The following is a 16,264-nucleotide window of genomic DNA, read 5'->3' on the forward strand; positions in this document are numbered from 1 at the left end:
GTGTGATATTAATTTTTAGATTGGATTGGGAAGAAATTTCTCTTACTGGGAAATTCTTCGTTTTCTGATTCGGCTTAATGTTTCCCTGGCTACTCCTAGGAATGAAGCTAGTTGGGTAAGAGGAATCCGTTGTAACATTTCGGGATATTTATTTTCAAGATATTCCAGTCTTTCCTGCGCTGAATATAGTTTAAACAGATTCGAAAATTCTTCCTGTTTATAAGCAATCTGTCGGATACAGTGACGTCCTAGTGATTCTATTTCAATGTACTGCTCTGCAATTTTAAACAATTTTTCCTTATCAAAAACAATAACGTGTAGCTCTTCACAGGCAACCATATTGAATTCGGAAGGTTTTCCGCTTCCGAAGCTGCTGATATTGGTTGCAATTTCATTTTCAAAGAAAAATTCGGTGTTTTTTACAACAGCATTTATTTCGTAATAACTTTTGCAAAAGCCTTTATTAATATAAAATAACGATTTACAAACTTCGCCTTCCTGAAGCAGCAGTCCATTTTTTTTATATACTTTTTCTGAAAGAGCAGGTTGCAGTAAAGTCCAACTTTCCTCAGAAAATGGAGTAAGAGAACGAATGTATTTCAGAAGGTTTTCCATAGATGTATTGGCTATACTTTTTTATTTTTAGGAATTTGTAAAAGGAGTACAACAGCCCATGTTTGAAAAATGAGTTGTAAAATATTAATAATTGCGAGAACAGGATCAGTACTTAAATGAGTTATTATTACAGGTATTCCAAGGATGCCAATCACAAAAAGAAAGATAAACAGATATTTAGCCGCTGTATTTCCTTTTCCGATCATATAACCCGTTCCAAAAACAAAAGCAATTACTGCGATAGAAATAAAAACTGCCAAACCTGAATTTAATTGGTCTGATGTCCAGATTAAACCGGCAATTCCTATAGCTCCGGTCAGGTAAATAAGATTGGATGCCGTTGTATGATTGGGATGTATTATTACGGTTTCGTTATCCTCAACTGTAGAAAGAAGAGAATTAATGTGTTCCTGTTCTTCATTTGTAAATGTTCTCCCTCGTGATTGTAAAATTTCATAAGCAAGCTGTATGGCTTGAGGAACAAATTTACTGTCAGGCTTAATATAGTGTTCAAGTTCTCGGTCAGACATCTTTTCCAACACATTCTTCTTAGTATCCATCTGATGTAAGGTTATTTTTTTGCGAAAATAACGAAATTGGATTAGATTTATAATAAGAGATTATTGGTTTAACTTTTAAAAAAATAAAAGAGCGGTAAAAAACCACTCTTCATTTTATATAATAATGTGAATTTTAATATCTGCATCCACATCCGGTTTCTCCATCCTGGCAAAAACGTAAGGGTTCATGACAAGGTGTACCACCGCCTCCGGGGCCTCCTCCAGGATTGCCACCACCAGTAGATCTGTAACAAGTGTTGCCACTACAATAATAAGATCCGGTAGTAGGAGGGCAATATCCATCTAAACAAACTGCATAAGCGGTGTCACCACCACTGATCAATACCAATTGACTTCTTTTTAATTTTTTTAAATTTTTCATAGTAACTGATGTTTAATTTGTTGATTACTAATATCTAAAAAAAATAATACACCAGCAAGTGTTTAATTCTAAATTAAAGAGCATGTGAATGAAATTGGCCAACTTTGTTTGTTATTCTATTAATTAAAAATAAATTGCAAAAGATTAATTGATCCCCGCATTATGAAAAAAATACTTTTCACTTTGTTTTTTACTCCTGTTGTATTGTGCGCTCAACAAATGATTCATCAGGATCCCGAAATCCTGAATCAGGTTTCACAGGTAAGTACGGATTCTCTCAAAAGTCATATCAATTCTTTGATAGGTTTTGGAACGAGGCATACGATGAGTTCTACCACAGATCCGAAAAGAGGAATAGGAGCGGCAAGAAAATGGGTGTTGAAAAAATTCAATACCTATGCGAAAAACTCGGGTGGAAGAATGGAAGTTTTTATGCAAAATCAAACGCTTCAGCCAGATGGGAAAAGAATTGACCGTCCTACCGATTTAGGAAATGTTATTGCCATTATCCGTGGAACAAACCCTAATGATAAAAGGCTGTTTATGATGAGCGGACATCTGGACTCGCGGGTAAGTGATGTGATGAATATAAAAGACAATGCTCCGGGAGCCAATGATGATGGAAGTGGGGTAGCTGCTCTTATAGAAAGCGCAAGAATATTGAGTAAATCGAAATTTCCGGCAAGTATTGTACTGGTCGCTTTTTCAGGTGAAGAACAAGGATTATTAGGATCAAAAATGCTGGCTGAGAAAGCAGTTAGTGAAGGTTGGCAATTGGAAGCATTGTTGAATAATGATATGATTTCAAATAATCTCAGTAGTGATACTCATGTAATAAATACCCATCAGTTAAGAGTTTTTTCCGAAGGTTTGCCTTATTACGAATTGGATAAGAAAGCGGCAGATCTCAGAAAGTTCGGATTGGAAAATGATGGCGAATCAAGACAGCTGGCAAGATATATTAAAGAAATAGGAGAACGGTATGTTGATCATCTTCAGGTCAAACTGATCTATAGAAATGATCGGTTTCTGAGAGGTGGAGATCATACTCCATTTGTTGAAAAAGGGTTTGCTGCTGTACGACTGACTGAATTTAACGAAAACTTCGATCATCAACATCAGGACATCAGAAAAGAAAATGGGGTACAGTATGGAGATCTGCCTGAGTTTATGGATTTTGAATATTTTAAAAAGAATGTAGGCGTAAATATTGCGGTTTTAGCCAATCTTGCAAAAGCCCCTTCACAACCTGAAAATGTAAAAATAGAAGTCAATAAGCTTACCAATTTTACAGATCTTTCCTGGGAAAAGCCTAAATCAGGGGAAATAGTGGGATACTATGTATTAATACGTGAGACCGATGCCTCTATGTGGCAGAAAAAAATATTTACCAAAGACAACTCAATCAAGCTACCTTATTCTAAAGATAATTATTTCTTTGCGGTACAGACAGTCAATGCAACTGGGAATGAGAGTCTGATTGTTTTACCAAAAATAAAATAAAACATCAATAGAAGCGGGCTTTAGCCCGCTTTTCTTATTTATAATAGATATCCATTGGCTTTAGCCAAAACCTAAAATAGATCTTGGTTATTCAATATCCAATGTCATAAAAAGAGCGATTTCTTCGGATTGGTCATACAATCTTGTATTGATTCCGGTCATGTTAAACCCCATTCTTCTGTAAAACTGTATGGCGGGATAGTTGGTATTCTGGGTTTCCAGTTCAATCACCCGACAGTTCAGCTTTCTGGCTTCTTTAATGGCATTTTTAATCAACATGATGCCGATTCCCTGTCTTCTGTATTCTTCGTTGATCAGAATGTTTTCAATGTAAAAGCTATTGTTCCAGGTTCTGTGTTCGCAGATGATCCAGCCTTGAAGTTTATTCTCGGCAAAAGCTCCAAAAGAATGGTTATTTTCAATGATGGTATTGAGTTCTTCTATGTCATTTGCATCGGTTGTCCAGACTTTGTTATAGGACAGTTTTTTTTCTCTTAGAATAAACTCAAAAGAACCACTTAATTCGATAGAGGAAACAGAATAGATAATATTTGTTGAATATCCATTATATCCCCAATTTAGGCTAGGATTGGAAGTTAGCTTTTCTAGTTTTTTTATTTCCATAAGAGAATGCTTTTATTGAATTTCTGTACAGATTTCCACTAAGTAATTATCAGGATCTTTGATATAGGCTGTTTTTTGTCCCCATGGTTTTACAGCAATATCTTCATAGAGAATAGCTCCGTTTTTTATTGCTTTTTCAATCAGGCTTTCTACATCATCAGTTACAAACCCAAGTTCAATTCCAAAAGGTTGAGCTTCGGTTTTTGAAAGCAGAAATCCCTTTTTAATATTAGAACCTGCCAGAGCAATGGAAGCAAAAGATAGAGTGGTTTCTCCTGTCAGTAATTCTCCATAATCCTTTTCAGGAGTAATGAATTTGATCTCAGCATCGAAAGTATTTTGATAGAAATTCATGGATGATTCTACATCTCCTACATATAGAATGACATATTTAAACTTGATCATATTATCAGATTTAGTAGTGTTATTTAATTTAAACTTATTTTTGATTTATAATATATTCTTCATCTACCATCAGCTCTATGTGAGGCTTGCTTTGAGGATAGTATTTTAAGCCTTCAAGATGACCAAAATGAAATGGATATTTTTCAGCAAGCTGCCTTATTTTATTTCCAAATGAATTAAGATTAACGATCTGAATAGAATCTGCCTTCTGACGGCCATTCGTGAAGAAAAGCATCAGATTACAGTGATTTTTGAAATCATGGTTTTTGTAATAAAATACATTCAGGTTTTCTTCTCTACAGATCGCACTCAAATCATTAATGAAAAATTGTTTATCAGCTAAAGGAAGATTACAGTCAATTCTTATGGAAAGGTTTTCAGCATTATTCTTTTTGAAATCTGAGCCCACAATCTGTAGAAAACGATGTTCAATATGACCAAAATTTTCTATTTCACTATGATAGGCTTTAGTAGATAATGTTTTAAACGGAATATGAGAGTCCAGCAATATAGCATTCTCACGGATAAGCAAGGTTTCTATTTCAAGTGCGAATTGAAAATAAAAATCAAAAAGCTGATAACTCCCAATATTGATGAAAAGTTGGTTTTCATTGAGATTAAGAAACAAAAATGCTTCTTTAAAACGGGTTTTCAAATCCTCCAGCTTTCCGATAAAATCATCTGTATTTTCAACCTGAACTTTTGCAGCCAATTCAGCCGCATTATCAGCATGACCACCATATCCCTCGAAAAACTTAAAAAACTTGAAATGATAGAGATCTTCAGGGAATTTAAAGTACCAGTATACTCCTAAAATCATGATAAATTGAGTTGAGAATTGAATAAAGATCAAATTTAAATAAAATTTCATGTTCTAAAACATTCAAAACCCCTAAATTTGTGATCAATAAAATTTTACTTGGATGCTTAGGAACATTTCAATTGCGGCAGCTACTTTTTTGTCCGTAGTTACAATCAATGCGCAGAAGAACAAAAATTCTCAATTGGAGAGACCCAAATTAGTAGTAGGTCTTGTTGTAGATCAGATGCGTTGGGACTATTTATACCGTTTTTACAACAAATATGGAAATGACGGTTTCAAAAGACTTTTGAATACAGGATATTCTTTAAATAACGTACACATTCCTTATGTACCTACCATTACAGCTTTAGGACATACTTGTATCTATACAGGATCTGTACCTGCGATTCACGGAATTGCCGGAAATGACTGGACAGATAAGGAAACAGGTAAAGGAGTATACTGTACAGCGGATGAGAGTGTTCAGCCGGTAGGAACAACCAACACGAAGACTGGAAGTCATTCTCCAAAAAACCTTTGGTCAACAACAGTAACGGATGAGTTAAGATTGGCAACCAATTTCCAAGGGAAAGTAGTTGGAGTTTCACTGAAAGACAGAGCTTCCATTCTTCCAGCAGGTCACACCCCTAACGGAGCTTTCTGGTTTGATGACAGTACCGGAAATTTTATTACCAGTACATGGTATATGAATGATCTTCCTCAATGGGTAAAATCATTCAATTCTCAGAATTTACCGGAAAAATTAGTAGCAAATGGTTGGAATACCTTACTTCCGATCAATCAGTATACAGAAAGTGCACCAGACAATTCTCCTTGGGAAGGTTTATTAGGAAGTGCAAAAACACCTACATTCCCATACAATGATCTTGCAAAAGATTATCAGACAAAAAGAGATAACATCCGTTATACCCCTTTCGGAAATACTCTGACACTGAAATTGGCAGAAGCTTCTGTAGAAGGTGAAAAATTGGGAGGTGATAATATTACAGACTTTTTAGCAATCAATTTGGCTTCTACAGATTATGCAGGACATAAATTTGGGCCGAACTCTATTGAAGTAGAAGATGTTTACATCAGATTAGATCAGGATTTAGCAGAATTCTTCAACTATCTGGATTCAAAAGTTGGAAAAGGACAGTACACTGTTTTCCTTTCTGCTGACCATGGTGGAGCACATTCCGTAGGATTCTTGAAAGAACATAAAATCCCGACAGGTTTCTTTGGAGAAGGTGCTGAAAAGAATCTTAACCAGAAACTAAAAGATAAATTTGGTGCTGATAAATTGATTAACGCAATCGATAACTATCAGATTTATTTTGACAGAAAAGTATTGGCAGACAGCAAACTTGAATTGGATGATGTAAGAAACTTTGCTGTGAAAGAACTGGAAAAAGATCCTACTGTTTTATATGCTGTTTCTGTAGACCGAGTGTCTGAATCCAGCATTCCAGAACCAATCAAACAAAGAATCATTAACGGAATCAACAGACAGAGAAGTGGGGATATTCAATTGATCTCTCACGACTCTATGCTTCCGCCATATTCTAAAACAGGAACTACACATAGTGTATGGAACTCTTACGATTCACACATTCCATTGATCTTTATGGGATGGGGTGTTCAGAAAGGAGAAAGCAATAAACCTTATCATATGACTGATATTGCTCCAACTGTTTCTTCATTACTGAAAATTCAGTTCCCAAGTGGAAATGTTGGAAATCCAATCACTGAAGTTATGGGTAAATAAGATGATTAACATACAAAAAAAACATTCCAATTCGGAATGTTTTTTTGTTTTATACAAGTTATGAAGCCCTTATGATCTGCTGGATTTCTTTTTGAAATTTCTTATTTTGTTTTCTTATTTTTAAAATGAAATAGAACAAAAGAGAAATAAGAATCCCGGCAATAGCAAAAGATATGATCTTCATATAATAATACTGGGACTTCAGTTTTCTACTTTTTATGGAAGTTTCCTTATTGTGATTGTCAATAACCTGGTTGATAGAAGTTAATTCATTTTGTTTTCTTTTGAAACTCATTTCCATGTATTTCTTATTGTACAATTGATATAAATTCTGTTGACCTATGGCGAGATAGTTATCTGCCATTTCTTTGTAAATTCCTTCATTTAAAATGATGTCTCCTGTATTTTTACTAAGATGCTCGGCTTCTGTTAAAAGATCCAATGCCGTTTGGTTTTCGTGTTTTTGTTTGTGTAGTTCAGACATTCCTTTTAAAGCAAATGCTTCCAGACTCTTGGCATGATTTCTTTGAGCATAATTCCGGGATTGCAAAAATGCCTGTTCTGCTTTGTTGATCTCATTTAGATTAAGATAACAATATCCAATATTGTAATACACTACACTCATATTGGAATAAGTTGTTTTCTTAGAGGGTACTTTTTCAAAATTTTCTATCGAAATTAAAAATTTTTCAAGGGCAATTTCGGAATTAGACTGACCTTTATAGATCATTCCCCTGATGGCATTGCTTGTTGCGGTTTCTACATACCTTGCAGGAGTATTTTCAGGGATTTGGGCTAAATACTGATCTGCTTCATTCAGTGTTTCAAGGCTTTTGCTGAACAATTCCATTTGTTGATATTGTATAGCAACAGAAATAAGAACGCTTACCTGACTTTTGGGATCATTGATTTTTTGTGAAAGTTCTTTTGCTTTTAAAATGTATTTCAAAGACTCATCAAAATTTCTTTTCGCAACATTGGCAGTAGAAAGAAGCATATAAAGCTCAATCGAAGTTTTAATATCATTACTTTTCTTTAATAATTGTTCTCCAATCTGAATCGCTTTATCAGGATTATCATAGATTTCCTGTTTGGCTTTTTTCATCAGGGCAGTATCCGAAGTTTTTTGACCAGTTATAAAAATAATGGATAAAAGAATACAGGAGAATATTTTCAATTTTAATTTCATGACATTTTACTTTTACTGATTTCCTGAATATAAATATTAGGTGACATTCCGGTTACGGATTTAAAAACGGTTGTAAATGCACTATGGGAAGAAAAACCAGAATATTCAGCCAGATAGCTCACTTTATAATTGAGAAACGTAGAGTCGCTTTTTAAAAGCTGAGCCATATGATTGATCCTTAATTTGTTGATATAACCATTAAAGTTTTTTTCCTTGTTATTATTAATCACTTCCGAAAGGTATTTGGGGTTAACTTCCAGCTGAGAGGAGAGCATAGAAAGTGACATACTTTTATTCAGGTACCGATCAGATTGTTCAAATTGTTCAAGTTTTTGAAGAATTTCTTCTTCTTTTTCTTTAGAGATTTTATGAGAGCTTTTCTCTCCATCAGATATTTTTTTTGCTAGTGCAGAAGCGGAAGGTACTGCCTGCTGTTGTCGGCTATTTTGTTTTTCAAAAAAGGCAAATTGCTTTTTTAAGTCTTTATTTTTGTTGTTAATAATGAGGAAATAGATCAATGAACCAATAACGATCAGAGCTAAGATGAGAGTGGAGATCCAGAAAGATTGTAAGTAGGTTTGTTTTTGAAATTCAATATTTTTATTTTGATTGGTTTCTACCAATTTTACAATATAGCGTATCCCTTCTCTGGTGCTGGAATTTGTTTTGATTTTTAAATCATTATAATATTTGTTGTATTGATGGTACTTGCTATCATCATGAAGAGCAAAATAGGTTCTGGATAATGATTCGTAGAATTTAATTTTTAAATTATTGAAAGGAAGGTTTTCAATCAAAGCCAATCCCAATTCTAGTTTCTGAACGGAGGTTTTATAGTCTTGTATCAAAAAATAATACCGAGATAGGTTTTCATAAGCCAATCCGAGTAAAAATGGCTGATTTTGTTGTTTTTCAAGATCAGAAATAATGCTTTCTATGAGTTTTCTATACTCAGCCAGCTTATTTTGCTTCATTAAATAAGAAGAACGAAAAATTCTGTTTTCTGTTTTTATAATTTTATTCTCTTCATTATAAGGATCAATGTATTGGTCACTTTTGTCAAGGTTTTTTAATGCATTCGGGTAATCTCTGTTGATTCCTAGGTTCAGAGCTTGCAATTGATATAGTTTCGCTGTTGTTATCCTTAATTTAGGATCATTGCTTTCAGAAGTTTCTGATCCGATAAGAGATGAACAATTATCTTTTTTGACTGATTGTATAGTCCCAGGTTCTGATATTGGTCTGCCAGATTGTAATCCCCAAAGATCTGCATGAAGTAAGATAAATTTTGATCCTGATCTTCTTTTTGGGAAAAACTATTGACAGACTGCATATAATCACCCTTCATAGCGAAAGCCTGTGAGATTATATTCTGTAGGATGATTTTATGTTCTATGTCCTGATCACTTACGAGAATTCCCTGAGTATAGCTGATGCAATCATCAGAATTTTGATACAGTTTCTGGAATGCCTTATCAGCGATAATATTAAAATCCGGGCCAGATTGTCCTTTGATAATAATAGAATATACGACAAATGTCAGCAATAAAATGAGTCTGCTATTCTTATATATTTACTGAATAACAATGTACTTTTTATGTTTTTTCTAATGATTCTTCTAAAATCAGTTTTCAAAATGAATTTTATTTAAGAGTTTGATTATTAGGGTTTTAAAATTTTAATTCTTTCGAAATTCACGAATTGTGAAAGCCTTTTCCTTTTGTTTGGTTAAATATAATATTAATATTGTTTCTGTTGATTTAAAATATTAAATATAATCATATATGGAAAATTTTTACAAAATGACAATTAAATTATTGGTAGCTTATTTCTTCGTGAATTTTGGTGTGGCTGAAGCCCAGCTTACTGTAATGGGATATGGAAATTATAATGTAGGAGCTATTTCTAATAAAGGAGTGGTAAGTATGCATACATCTGGTGGCGGAATATTTATGTGGGACGCTAACAATGGGATTGTACAAATAGGATCTATATCAAATGGCTATCCGGCTGCAGGAAGAACAGTTGTTTCTAATGACGGATTGAAAATCACATCTTCAGTGACCAATACAGCAACAGGGTTTAATGAAATTTCAACTTACGATGTATCCTCTTCTACATGGGTTAACAGAGGAGGTCTCGTTCCTACGGGTTGGGATGGTAGTGTAAGTTCTGCTTGGGGAATGTCTGCTGATGGAAATACAATTGTAGGGTTAGGCTGGCTTTCGGCAGCAAGTGCTCATGCAGTTAAATGGGATGAAACCAATGGAATAATAGATCTTGGAAGTATGGTTACAGGACGTAGTTCAAGAGCGAATGCTATAAGCTCTGCAGGAAATGTAATCGTGGGCTGGCAGGATGAACCTACAGGAACCAGAAGTGGCGCCAAGTGGATAGATGGGGTAGAAAGCTTTATTACCGATAACAATGGTGATAATGTAGGTGAAGCAGGGGCTGTTTCTGCAGATGGAAATACCATAATTGGTTCAGCTAATCCTAATCCTTATGTATGGAAGGCTGGAACTGGAGTTACCTATATAACACATCCTAATGCTTCATTCTTTTTCAAAGGAGGTGCAACCGGAATTTCTGGAGATGGAACGAAAGTCATTGGATTTTATCGTGCCTTTGGAGCACCACCAATGTCTGGAGAAGGCTTTATCTGGACAGAAGAGAGTGGACGTATTAATCTTAATGAGTATGCTGAAAGCTTAGGAATTAATACAAATGGAGTAACAATGGGACTGCCGTTGGCTATTTCTCAGGATGGTTATAAAATTGCAGGAATGGGTGTGGACGCTTCCAATCAAATGGTAGCTTTTTATTTGGATATCACAGGATCTCTATCAGTAAGTGATGTGGAGAAAAATAAAAATATTATTGGTATTTATCCTAATCCGGTAACTGATATTTTATACTTTAAAGGGGCAGGAAAAATTGAAAAAGCGGAAGTGTATAATATGGTTGGGCAAAGAGTAAAATCATTCACATCTGTAGAAGATCACATTGATGTAGCTTCATTACCAAAAGGAAATTATATACTACAGCTTTCACAAAAAGGAGGAAAGCAACAGAATCATAAATTCATCAAAAAGTAAGATTCAACAAATTTTAATAATAGTTATACATTGAATGGCTGCTTTCATTATTGGAAGCAGCTATTTTTATGTCGGGAGTTGAAAAACGAAGGCTGGTGATTTTCATTCGTATCTTCCTGACCGCCTGTTATAAAATTCATTTTTTGCCTAATACATTTAAAAAACTATCTTTGCAAAAATTATGGTTTCCAGTATATTGGAATGAAAAGGGAATTGGGTGAAACTCCCAAACTGTCCCCGCAACTGTAAATCGCAACAAGAATTTCTGTACATAGCCACTGTATAAAAACGGGAAGGCACAGAAAGCGAAAGTCAGGAGACCTGCCAGAATAATAATCAAAAAAAAACATATTGCTTTCGGAGGAAAAGTAGAAGAATATGGATATAAAAAGATCTTTAGTACTGTTTTTGTCATCTTATGGCTGCTTTCTTTTCGGACAGGAGAAAGTTGTTGATACGATATATATATTCGACAGCCAGATGAATAAGGTGAAACTTTTCCATCCTGTAAAAACGATTACTCCTATAGAAGCTCAAAAGAATTCTACTAACCTTTCCGAATTGCTGAGGTTTCAATCTAATCTTTATATTAAAGAAAATGGCCGTGGCGCTGTTTCTTCACCGTCTTTTAGAGGAACATCAGCCTCACAGACCGCTTTTGTCTGGAACGGAATTAATATTAATTCTAATTTTTTAGGTCAGGGAGATATTAACAATATTGCATTGTTTGGCTATGATCAGATCGGAATAAAACCGGGCGGGGGAAGTGTTATCTATGGTTCGGGAGCTATTGGAGGAAGTATTCACCTGAACAATAATCTTGATTTTAATAAAGGATTTCATGGTTCTCTGTTTTCGGAAGTAGCTTCTTTTGGTACTTATAATAATTTTGTGAAAGGTTCTTACAGTAATGATAAATTTAGCTTTAAAGCTTCTGCAAATTATGCCGTAAGTGCGAACGATTATGAAGTTCCGGAATTGGTAGTAGGCAGAACCCCATTTAAGAATATCAATGGAAGGTATTACAATACAACCTTTAATATTGGTGCAGCTTATAAAATTGCAGATGCTCAGACAATTTCATGGCAGAGCCAGATGTTTGATGCTTCGCAACATTATATGATTTACGAGGAAAATGGTAACAGAACAAAATATAAAGCAAACACCGTACGAAGCCTTATTTCCTGGGATATTAATAAAACCAATCTTTCCAATAGCTTAAAGGCTGCTTATACCGAAGATAATTACCGGTATTTTTCGGATATTCATTCGAGCAAATCAAGTGGAGCTGAAGGAAAGAATTATATCTTTAAAAACGATTTTAATTACTTTATAACTCCCAAAATCAATATTAATGCTATTGGAGAGTTTCAAGTGAATAAAGCAGTGGGATATGATACGGGAATAAAAAATATTAGCCGAAATATAGGTTCTGTATCCGGAATGATTAGATATTTTGCTTCCAAAGACTTACGTTTTGAAGCAGGTATAAAGAAGGATTTTATAGAGGGAATCTCATCTCCGGTTCTGTATTCTTTTTCTGGGAAATGGAATGCTTTGAAATGGTATCATATAGGAGCAAGCTTTTCAAGAAACTTCAGATATCCTACTTTTAATGATCTTTATTGGCAGCCGGGAGGGAACCTGAATTTAAGGCCTGAGACTTCTTTTAATCTTGATATGGATCATGAGTTTAATTTTGGAGGTTTTAAGATTACGCTTAGCCCATATTACATGGATATTAAAGATTATATTAGCTGGCTTCCTACTCCTTATGGATATTGGTCTCCTTTTAATACCTATAAATCTGAATTTTACGGATTGGAATCACAGGTTACCTGGAATAAAAATTTTGGCAGACATAGTCTGAAGATCAATGCAGGATATACCTATTCAAGGTCTACGAATAAGGAAACTCAAAAACAATTGATGTACGTTCCTTTGCATAAAGCAACGGGATCTATAGATTATAAATTTGACTTCCTTACAATCTATGCTCAGGGACTTTTTAACGGACTTACTTATACCACAGCAGACCAAAAACGATCGGTAGCTTTAGATCCTTATTTTATTTTAAATGCAGGAGCTTCTGCAGATATTTTAAAAAAATATACTCTGGGATTTAAAGTGAATAATCTTACAGATATCGTTTACCAGACAGTAGCCGATTATCCTATGCCGAAAAGAAACTATAGTATTTACGCAACAATTAATTTTTAAATAATATGAAACTGAACAAATTTTTACATCTTCTTTTTGCTTTCACGATTCTTGTGGGGGTAGCATCATGTAGCCTTGATACTACTGAAGAGCTAACTCTACAACCTAGAGTTGATTATAGCAACGGATTCCTGATTGCCAATGAAGGTAAATATGGAACACCTAATGCAGAAGTTACCTTTGTTACTTCGGATCTAAGCGTTAAGCAGGATAATATTTATTCTTTAATAACGGTGGAAAACTAGGAGATGTTCTTCAGATGATCGCTTTTAATGGAAACAATGCTTATTTATTATTAAATAACTCAAACAAAATTCAGATTGTAAACCGCAGTACTTTTAAAGCAACTGGTGAAATTACTGCAGGGCTTAACACGCCTCGTTATATGGCATTTGCTAATAATAACATGTATGTAACTAATGATAAGTATAATGGGGATAAATTTGTAAGTGTTTATAAGACTTCAGACAATTCTCTTGTTAAAAAAATCACTTTTACAGAAGCTGTTGAGAGAATCGTAGAAGCTGGGAATAATATTTTTGTACAAAATGCTTCATTTGGATATGGAAATAATATTACGCTTATCAACACAACAACGAATGAAATTCAGAAGACTTTTTCTGTAACGGGAAATATCAATAAGATAATTTCAAATAATCAAAATGTTTATGCTATTGCAGCTGGAACAACAGATTCTTATATCTATCAGATATCAAGTGCAGGAGATATTATAAAAACAACTACTTTAACAGGCATTGCTAATGCTAAAAACCTGGAAATTTCAAACAATAAATTCTATTTCAGCTCAGATAAAAGTGTGTATACAATGGATATGAAGAATGGAATTGTACCTACTACACCATTGTTTACGGTAGCAAGCAGCTCTGAGCAATATTCTGATCTTTATGGATTTAGTGTAGTAAAAGATCTGATCTTTACTTCTGATGCTAACGGATTCACGAAGGATAGTAAGATTGTTGTTTACAATACATCTGGAGCTATTGTTAAAACGTTCTCTGCAGGTATTGCTTCTAATTCTGTATACTGGAACTAAAATAGGATACGTCATAGGCGTATACCATATAATTTTTATTTTTTCATCATTTGTGTTTTTTTCCGGGCGGGTTCTTTAGAACCCGCCCGGCTTTGGTATCTATCCCATTGAAACATAAAAGAAGGGCTGGATCAATATCCAGCCCTTCTTTTTTATGTAATAAAATTTAATTCATTTTTAATCCCAGCTTTTCCGCTTCGATAATGACAAATTTTGTTGCTTCTTCTTTTTCATTGGCAATCTCTCCCTCAAGGATGGCTTCCTTTACCTTTTCCTTTAGAATACCGATTTCACGTCCCGGCTGAAGGTTAAACATTTCCATGATTTCTTCTCCGGTAATAGGAGGCTGGAAGTTTCTTACCTGATCTTTTTCTTCTACTTCTTTGATCTTAACCGCTACATATTCAAAATTTTTCTTGAATTTGTCCTGCTTTTTAGAGTTTTTAGTCGTAATATCTGCTTTGCAGAGAGTAAAAAGGTCTTCAAGGTTTTCTCCAGCATCAAATAAAAGCCTTCTCAATGCAGAATCTGAGGCATCATCTGTAACTAAGGCAATCGGTCTGGAAGAAAGTTTTACCATCTTTTGAACATACTTCATATCACTTCCCAATGGGAGTTTTAATCTCTGGAAAAGAGTTTTTACCATTTTGGAGCCTAAAAATTCATGCCCGTGGAATGTCCACCCTGTTCCTTCCACAAATTTTTTCGTAGGGGCTTTTCCTACATCGTGAAGTAATGCAGCCCAACGCAGCCAAAGATTATCAGTATTCAAGGAGATATTATCTACTACCTCAAGGGTATGGTAGAAGTTATCTTTGTGAGTCTGGCCTTCAACTTCTTCTACTCCTTTAAGTTCAATTAATTCAGGAATAACAAGCTTTAAAAGTCCTGTTTGTTCCATTAATCTTAATCCTACAGAAGGTTTTTCAGATAACATGATCTTATTGAATTCTACCATGATCCTTTCCATAGAAACAATCTTGATTCTTTCTGCTTCCTGTTTGATTGCATGTAAAGAATTCTCTTCAATGGTGAAACGTAAAGTTGAAGCAAATCTTACGGCTCTCATCATTCTCAATGGATCATCAGAATAAGTTTGAGCAGGCTCCAATGGTGTTCTTAAAATTTCTTTTTCCAGATCTTCAACGCCATTGAATGGGTCAATCAGTTCTCCGAAATTGTCTTTATTCAGAGAAATGGCCATCGCATTGATCGTAAAATCTCTTCTCTTTTGATCGTCTTCCAAAGTTCCGCCTTCTACTTCAGGCTTTCTGCTGTTTTCAGTATAACTTTCTTTTCTTGCTCCTACAAATTCCAGTTCAAGATCTTTATATTTGATCATCGCTGTACCATAGGTTTTGAATACAGAAACCTTTAATTTCGGATCAATGTCCTGTGCTACATGTTGAGCCAGCTCAATACCGCTCTGTTCAGTCACAAAGTCTATATCCGTAGAAGCCTTTCTCTTCATCAGGAGATCACGCACATAACCACCAACAATGTATACCGTTTGGTTATTCCTTTCTGCAGCTTCAGAAATTATTTTAAAAAGTTTTAAATCCTTATTTTGAGTAAGATTAATTTTCATCGTTTATAATAGCGTCAATTTCAACCAATGCCGTTCATTAGTCATAATGAGCGTACATTTTATTTATTTTCCCTTCTTCATCAAAAAACATCACTTCTATAGCGTGTTTATCCATGATAGATTTATAAAATAATGCTACGGAACCTACACCTTCCGTGGAATGAATCAGATCAAAATGCAGATTCGGAAATTTATCAAGTGCCTTTCTCCAGTATTCACGAACCGCTTTTTTCCCTTTTAAAGAACTTTCTTTTCCTCCGGTAGCCATGGAAATCATGGGCGTTGTAATTTCAATATCCTCAGAATAATGGGTGAGGATATTGTCTAAATCATGAGAGTTCCAGGCATTTATCCACATCTGAGCGAATTCTTGATGATTCATAGCATGTATTTTATGTATTGGATTTTGCAAAGATAGAATTAAAAAAAAGAAATCCTGCCGATATACAAAGACAA

The 16,264-nt window shown here is 34.6% G+C and carries 17 protein-coding genes and 1 riboswitch; of the genes, 6 read left to right on the plus strand and 11 right to left on the minus strand.

The window, feature by feature from the left end; genetic code table 11:
• Positions 1-42: 42 nt before the first annotated feature.
• From QWZ06_RS05880 to QWZ06_RS05890, 3 genes are all read right to left on the minus strand, one after another.
• Positions 43-615: a Crp/Fnr family transcriptional regulator gene (locus QWZ06_RS05880; RefSeq protein WP_290296402.1), complete on the minus strand. Its 573-nt coding sequence runs from the start codon at positions 613-615 to the stop codon at positions 43-45.
• 11 nt (positions 616-626) lie between these two features.
• On the minus strand, positions 627-1,175 hold the full coding sequence (locus tag QWZ06_RS05885) for a hypothetical protein (protein WP_290296404.1): 549 nt from the start codon (positions 1,173-1,175) through the stop codon (positions 627-629).
• Between the two features lie 133 nt (positions 1,176-1,308).
• The gene (locus QWZ06_RS05890; protein ID WP_290296406.1) at positions 1,309-1,557 is read right to left on the minus strand and encodes a hypothetical protein; all 249 of its coding nucleotides are present in this window, start codon (positions 1,555-1,557) and stop codon (positions 1,309-1,311) included.
• A gap of 162 nt (positions 1,558-1,719) precedes the next feature.
• Here QWZ06_RS05890 and QWZ06_RS05895 point away from each other — a divergent pair, with 162 nt between their 5' ends.
• Complete coding sequence (locus QWZ06_RS05895) at positions 1,720-3,060, plus strand: M28 family metallopeptidase (protein ID WP_290296408.1); 1,341 nt, start codon at positions 1,720-1,722, stop codon at positions 3,058-3,060.
• Positions 3,061-3,147: 87 nt separating this feature from the next.
• Here the strand turns inward: QWZ06_RS05895 and QWZ06_RS05900 are convergent, their stop codons facing one another.
• The 3 genes from QWZ06_RS05900 to QWZ06_RS05910 are packed head-to-tail and all read right to left on the minus strand — an operon-like array spanning position 3,148 to position 4,909.
• Positions 3,148-3,684 (minus strand): GNAT family N-acetyltransferase, encoded by a 537-nt coding sequence (locus tag QWZ06_RS05900; RefSeq protein ID WP_290296410.1) that lies wholly within the window; start codon positions 3,682-3,684, stop codon positions 3,148-3,150.
• Between the two features lie 12 nt (positions 3,685-3,696).
• Positions 3,697-4,089, minus strand: coding sequence for a VOC family protein (locus QWZ06_RS05905; protein WP_290296412.1), 393 nt, complete (start codon positions 4,087-4,089; stop codon positions 3,697-3,699).
• Positions 4,090-4,123: 34 nt separating this feature from the next.
• Complete coding sequence (locus tag QWZ06_RS05910; RefSeq protein WP_290296414.1) at positions 4,124-4,909, minus strand: hypothetical protein; 786 nt, start codon at positions 4,907-4,909, stop codon at positions 4,124-4,126.
• Between the two features lie 103 nt (positions 4,910-5,012).
• Between QWZ06_RS05910 and pafA the strand changes: the two genes are divergently transcribed.
• Entirely contained in the window at positions 5,013-6,659 is a 1,647-nt protein-coding gene (gene pafA, locus QWZ06_RS05915) for an alkaline phosphatase PafA (protein ID WP_290296415.1), read from the plus strand.
• 58 nt (positions 6,660-6,717) lie between these two features.
• On the opposite strand, the gene QWZ06_RS05920 is transcribed toward pafA, so the two are convergent.
• Genes QWZ06_RS05920 through QWZ06_RS05930 form a run of 3 tightly spaced genes read right to left on the minus strand, consistent with a single transcriptional unit; the run spans position 6,718 to position 9,394 of the window.
• On the minus strand, positions 6,718-7,848 hold the full coding sequence (locus QWZ06_RS05920) for a tetratricopeptide repeat protein (RefSeq protein WP_290296417.1): 1,131 nt from the start codon (positions 7,846-7,848) through the stop codon (positions 6,718-6,720).
• Positions 7,845-8,966, minus strand: coding sequence for a helix-turn-helix domain-containing protein (locus QWZ06_RS05925; RefSeq protein ID WP_290296419.1), 1,122 nt, complete (start codon positions 8,964-8,966; stop codon positions 7,845-7,847). Before QWZ06_RS05925 ends, QWZ06_RS05920 begins: the two co-directional genes overlap by 4 nt.
• Before the next feature lie 26 nt (positions 8,967-8,992).
• Complete coding sequence (locus QWZ06_RS05930; protein WP_290296421.1) at positions 8,993-9,394, minus strand: hypothetical protein; 402 nt, start codon at positions 9,392-9,394, stop codon at positions 8,993-8,995.
• A 256-nt stretch (positions 9,395-9,650) separates the two neighbouring features.
• Here QWZ06_RS05930 and QWZ06_RS05935 point away from each other — a divergent pair, with 256 nt between their 5' ends.
• The 4 genes from QWZ06_RS05935 to QWZ06_RS05950 all read left to right on the plus strand — a co-directional run bounded on the left by QWZ06_RS05935 (position 9,651) and on the right by QWZ06_RS05950 (position 14,220).
• Positions 9,651-10,946, plus strand: a complete 1,296-nt coding sequence (locus tag QWZ06_RS05935; RefSeq protein WP_290296422.1) for a T9SS type A sorting domain-containing protein — start codon at positions 9,651-9,653, stop codon at positions 10,944-10,946.
• A 165-nt stretch (positions 10,947-11,111) separates the two neighbouring features.
• Positions 11,112-11,289, plus strand: a riboswitch (cobalamin riboswitch).
• A 35-nt stretch (positions 11,290-11,324) separates the two neighbouring features.
• Positions 11,325-13,166, plus strand: coding sequence for a TonB-dependent receptor plug domain-containing protein (locus tag QWZ06_RS05940; RefSeq protein ID WP_290296423.1), 1,842 nt, complete (start codon positions 11,325-11,327; stop codon positions 13,164-13,166).
• 5 nt (positions 13,167-13,171) lie between these two features.
• Positions 13,172-13,411 (plus strand): hypothetical protein, encoded by a 240-nt coding sequence (locus QWZ06_RS05945; protein WP_290296425.1) that lies wholly within the window; start codon positions 13,172-13,174, stop codon positions 13,409-13,411.
• Positions 13,412-13,425: 14 nt separating this feature from the next.
• On the plus strand, positions 13,426-14,220 hold the full coding sequence (locus QWZ06_RS05950) for a hypothetical protein (RefSeq protein ID WP_290296427.1): 795 nt from the start codon (positions 13,426-13,428) through the stop codon (positions 14,218-14,220).
• Positions 14,221-14,386: 166 nt separating this feature from the next.
• On the opposite strand, the gene QWZ06_RS05955 is transcribed toward QWZ06_RS05950, so the two are convergent.
• Positions 14,387-15,808, minus strand: coding sequence for a CCA tRNA nucleotidyltransferase (locus QWZ06_RS05955; RefSeq protein ID WP_290296428.1), 1,422 nt, complete (start codon positions 15,806-15,808; stop codon positions 14,387-14,389).
• A 37-nt stretch (positions 15,809-15,845) separates the two neighbouring features.
• Positions 15,846-16,190: a nuclear transport factor 2 family protein gene (locus QWZ06_RS05960; protein WP_290296429.1), complete on the minus strand. Its 345-nt coding sequence runs from the start codon at positions 16,188-16,190 to the stop codon at positions 15,846-15,848.
• Positions 16,191-16,264 lie beyond the last annotated feature (74 nt).

Source organism: Chryseobacterium tructae, assembly GCF_030409875.1.
In the GTDB taxonomy this organism is placed as follows: domain Bacteria; phylum Bacteroidota; class Bacteroidia; order Flavobacteriales; family Weeksellaceae; genus Chryseobacterium; species Chryseobacterium tructae.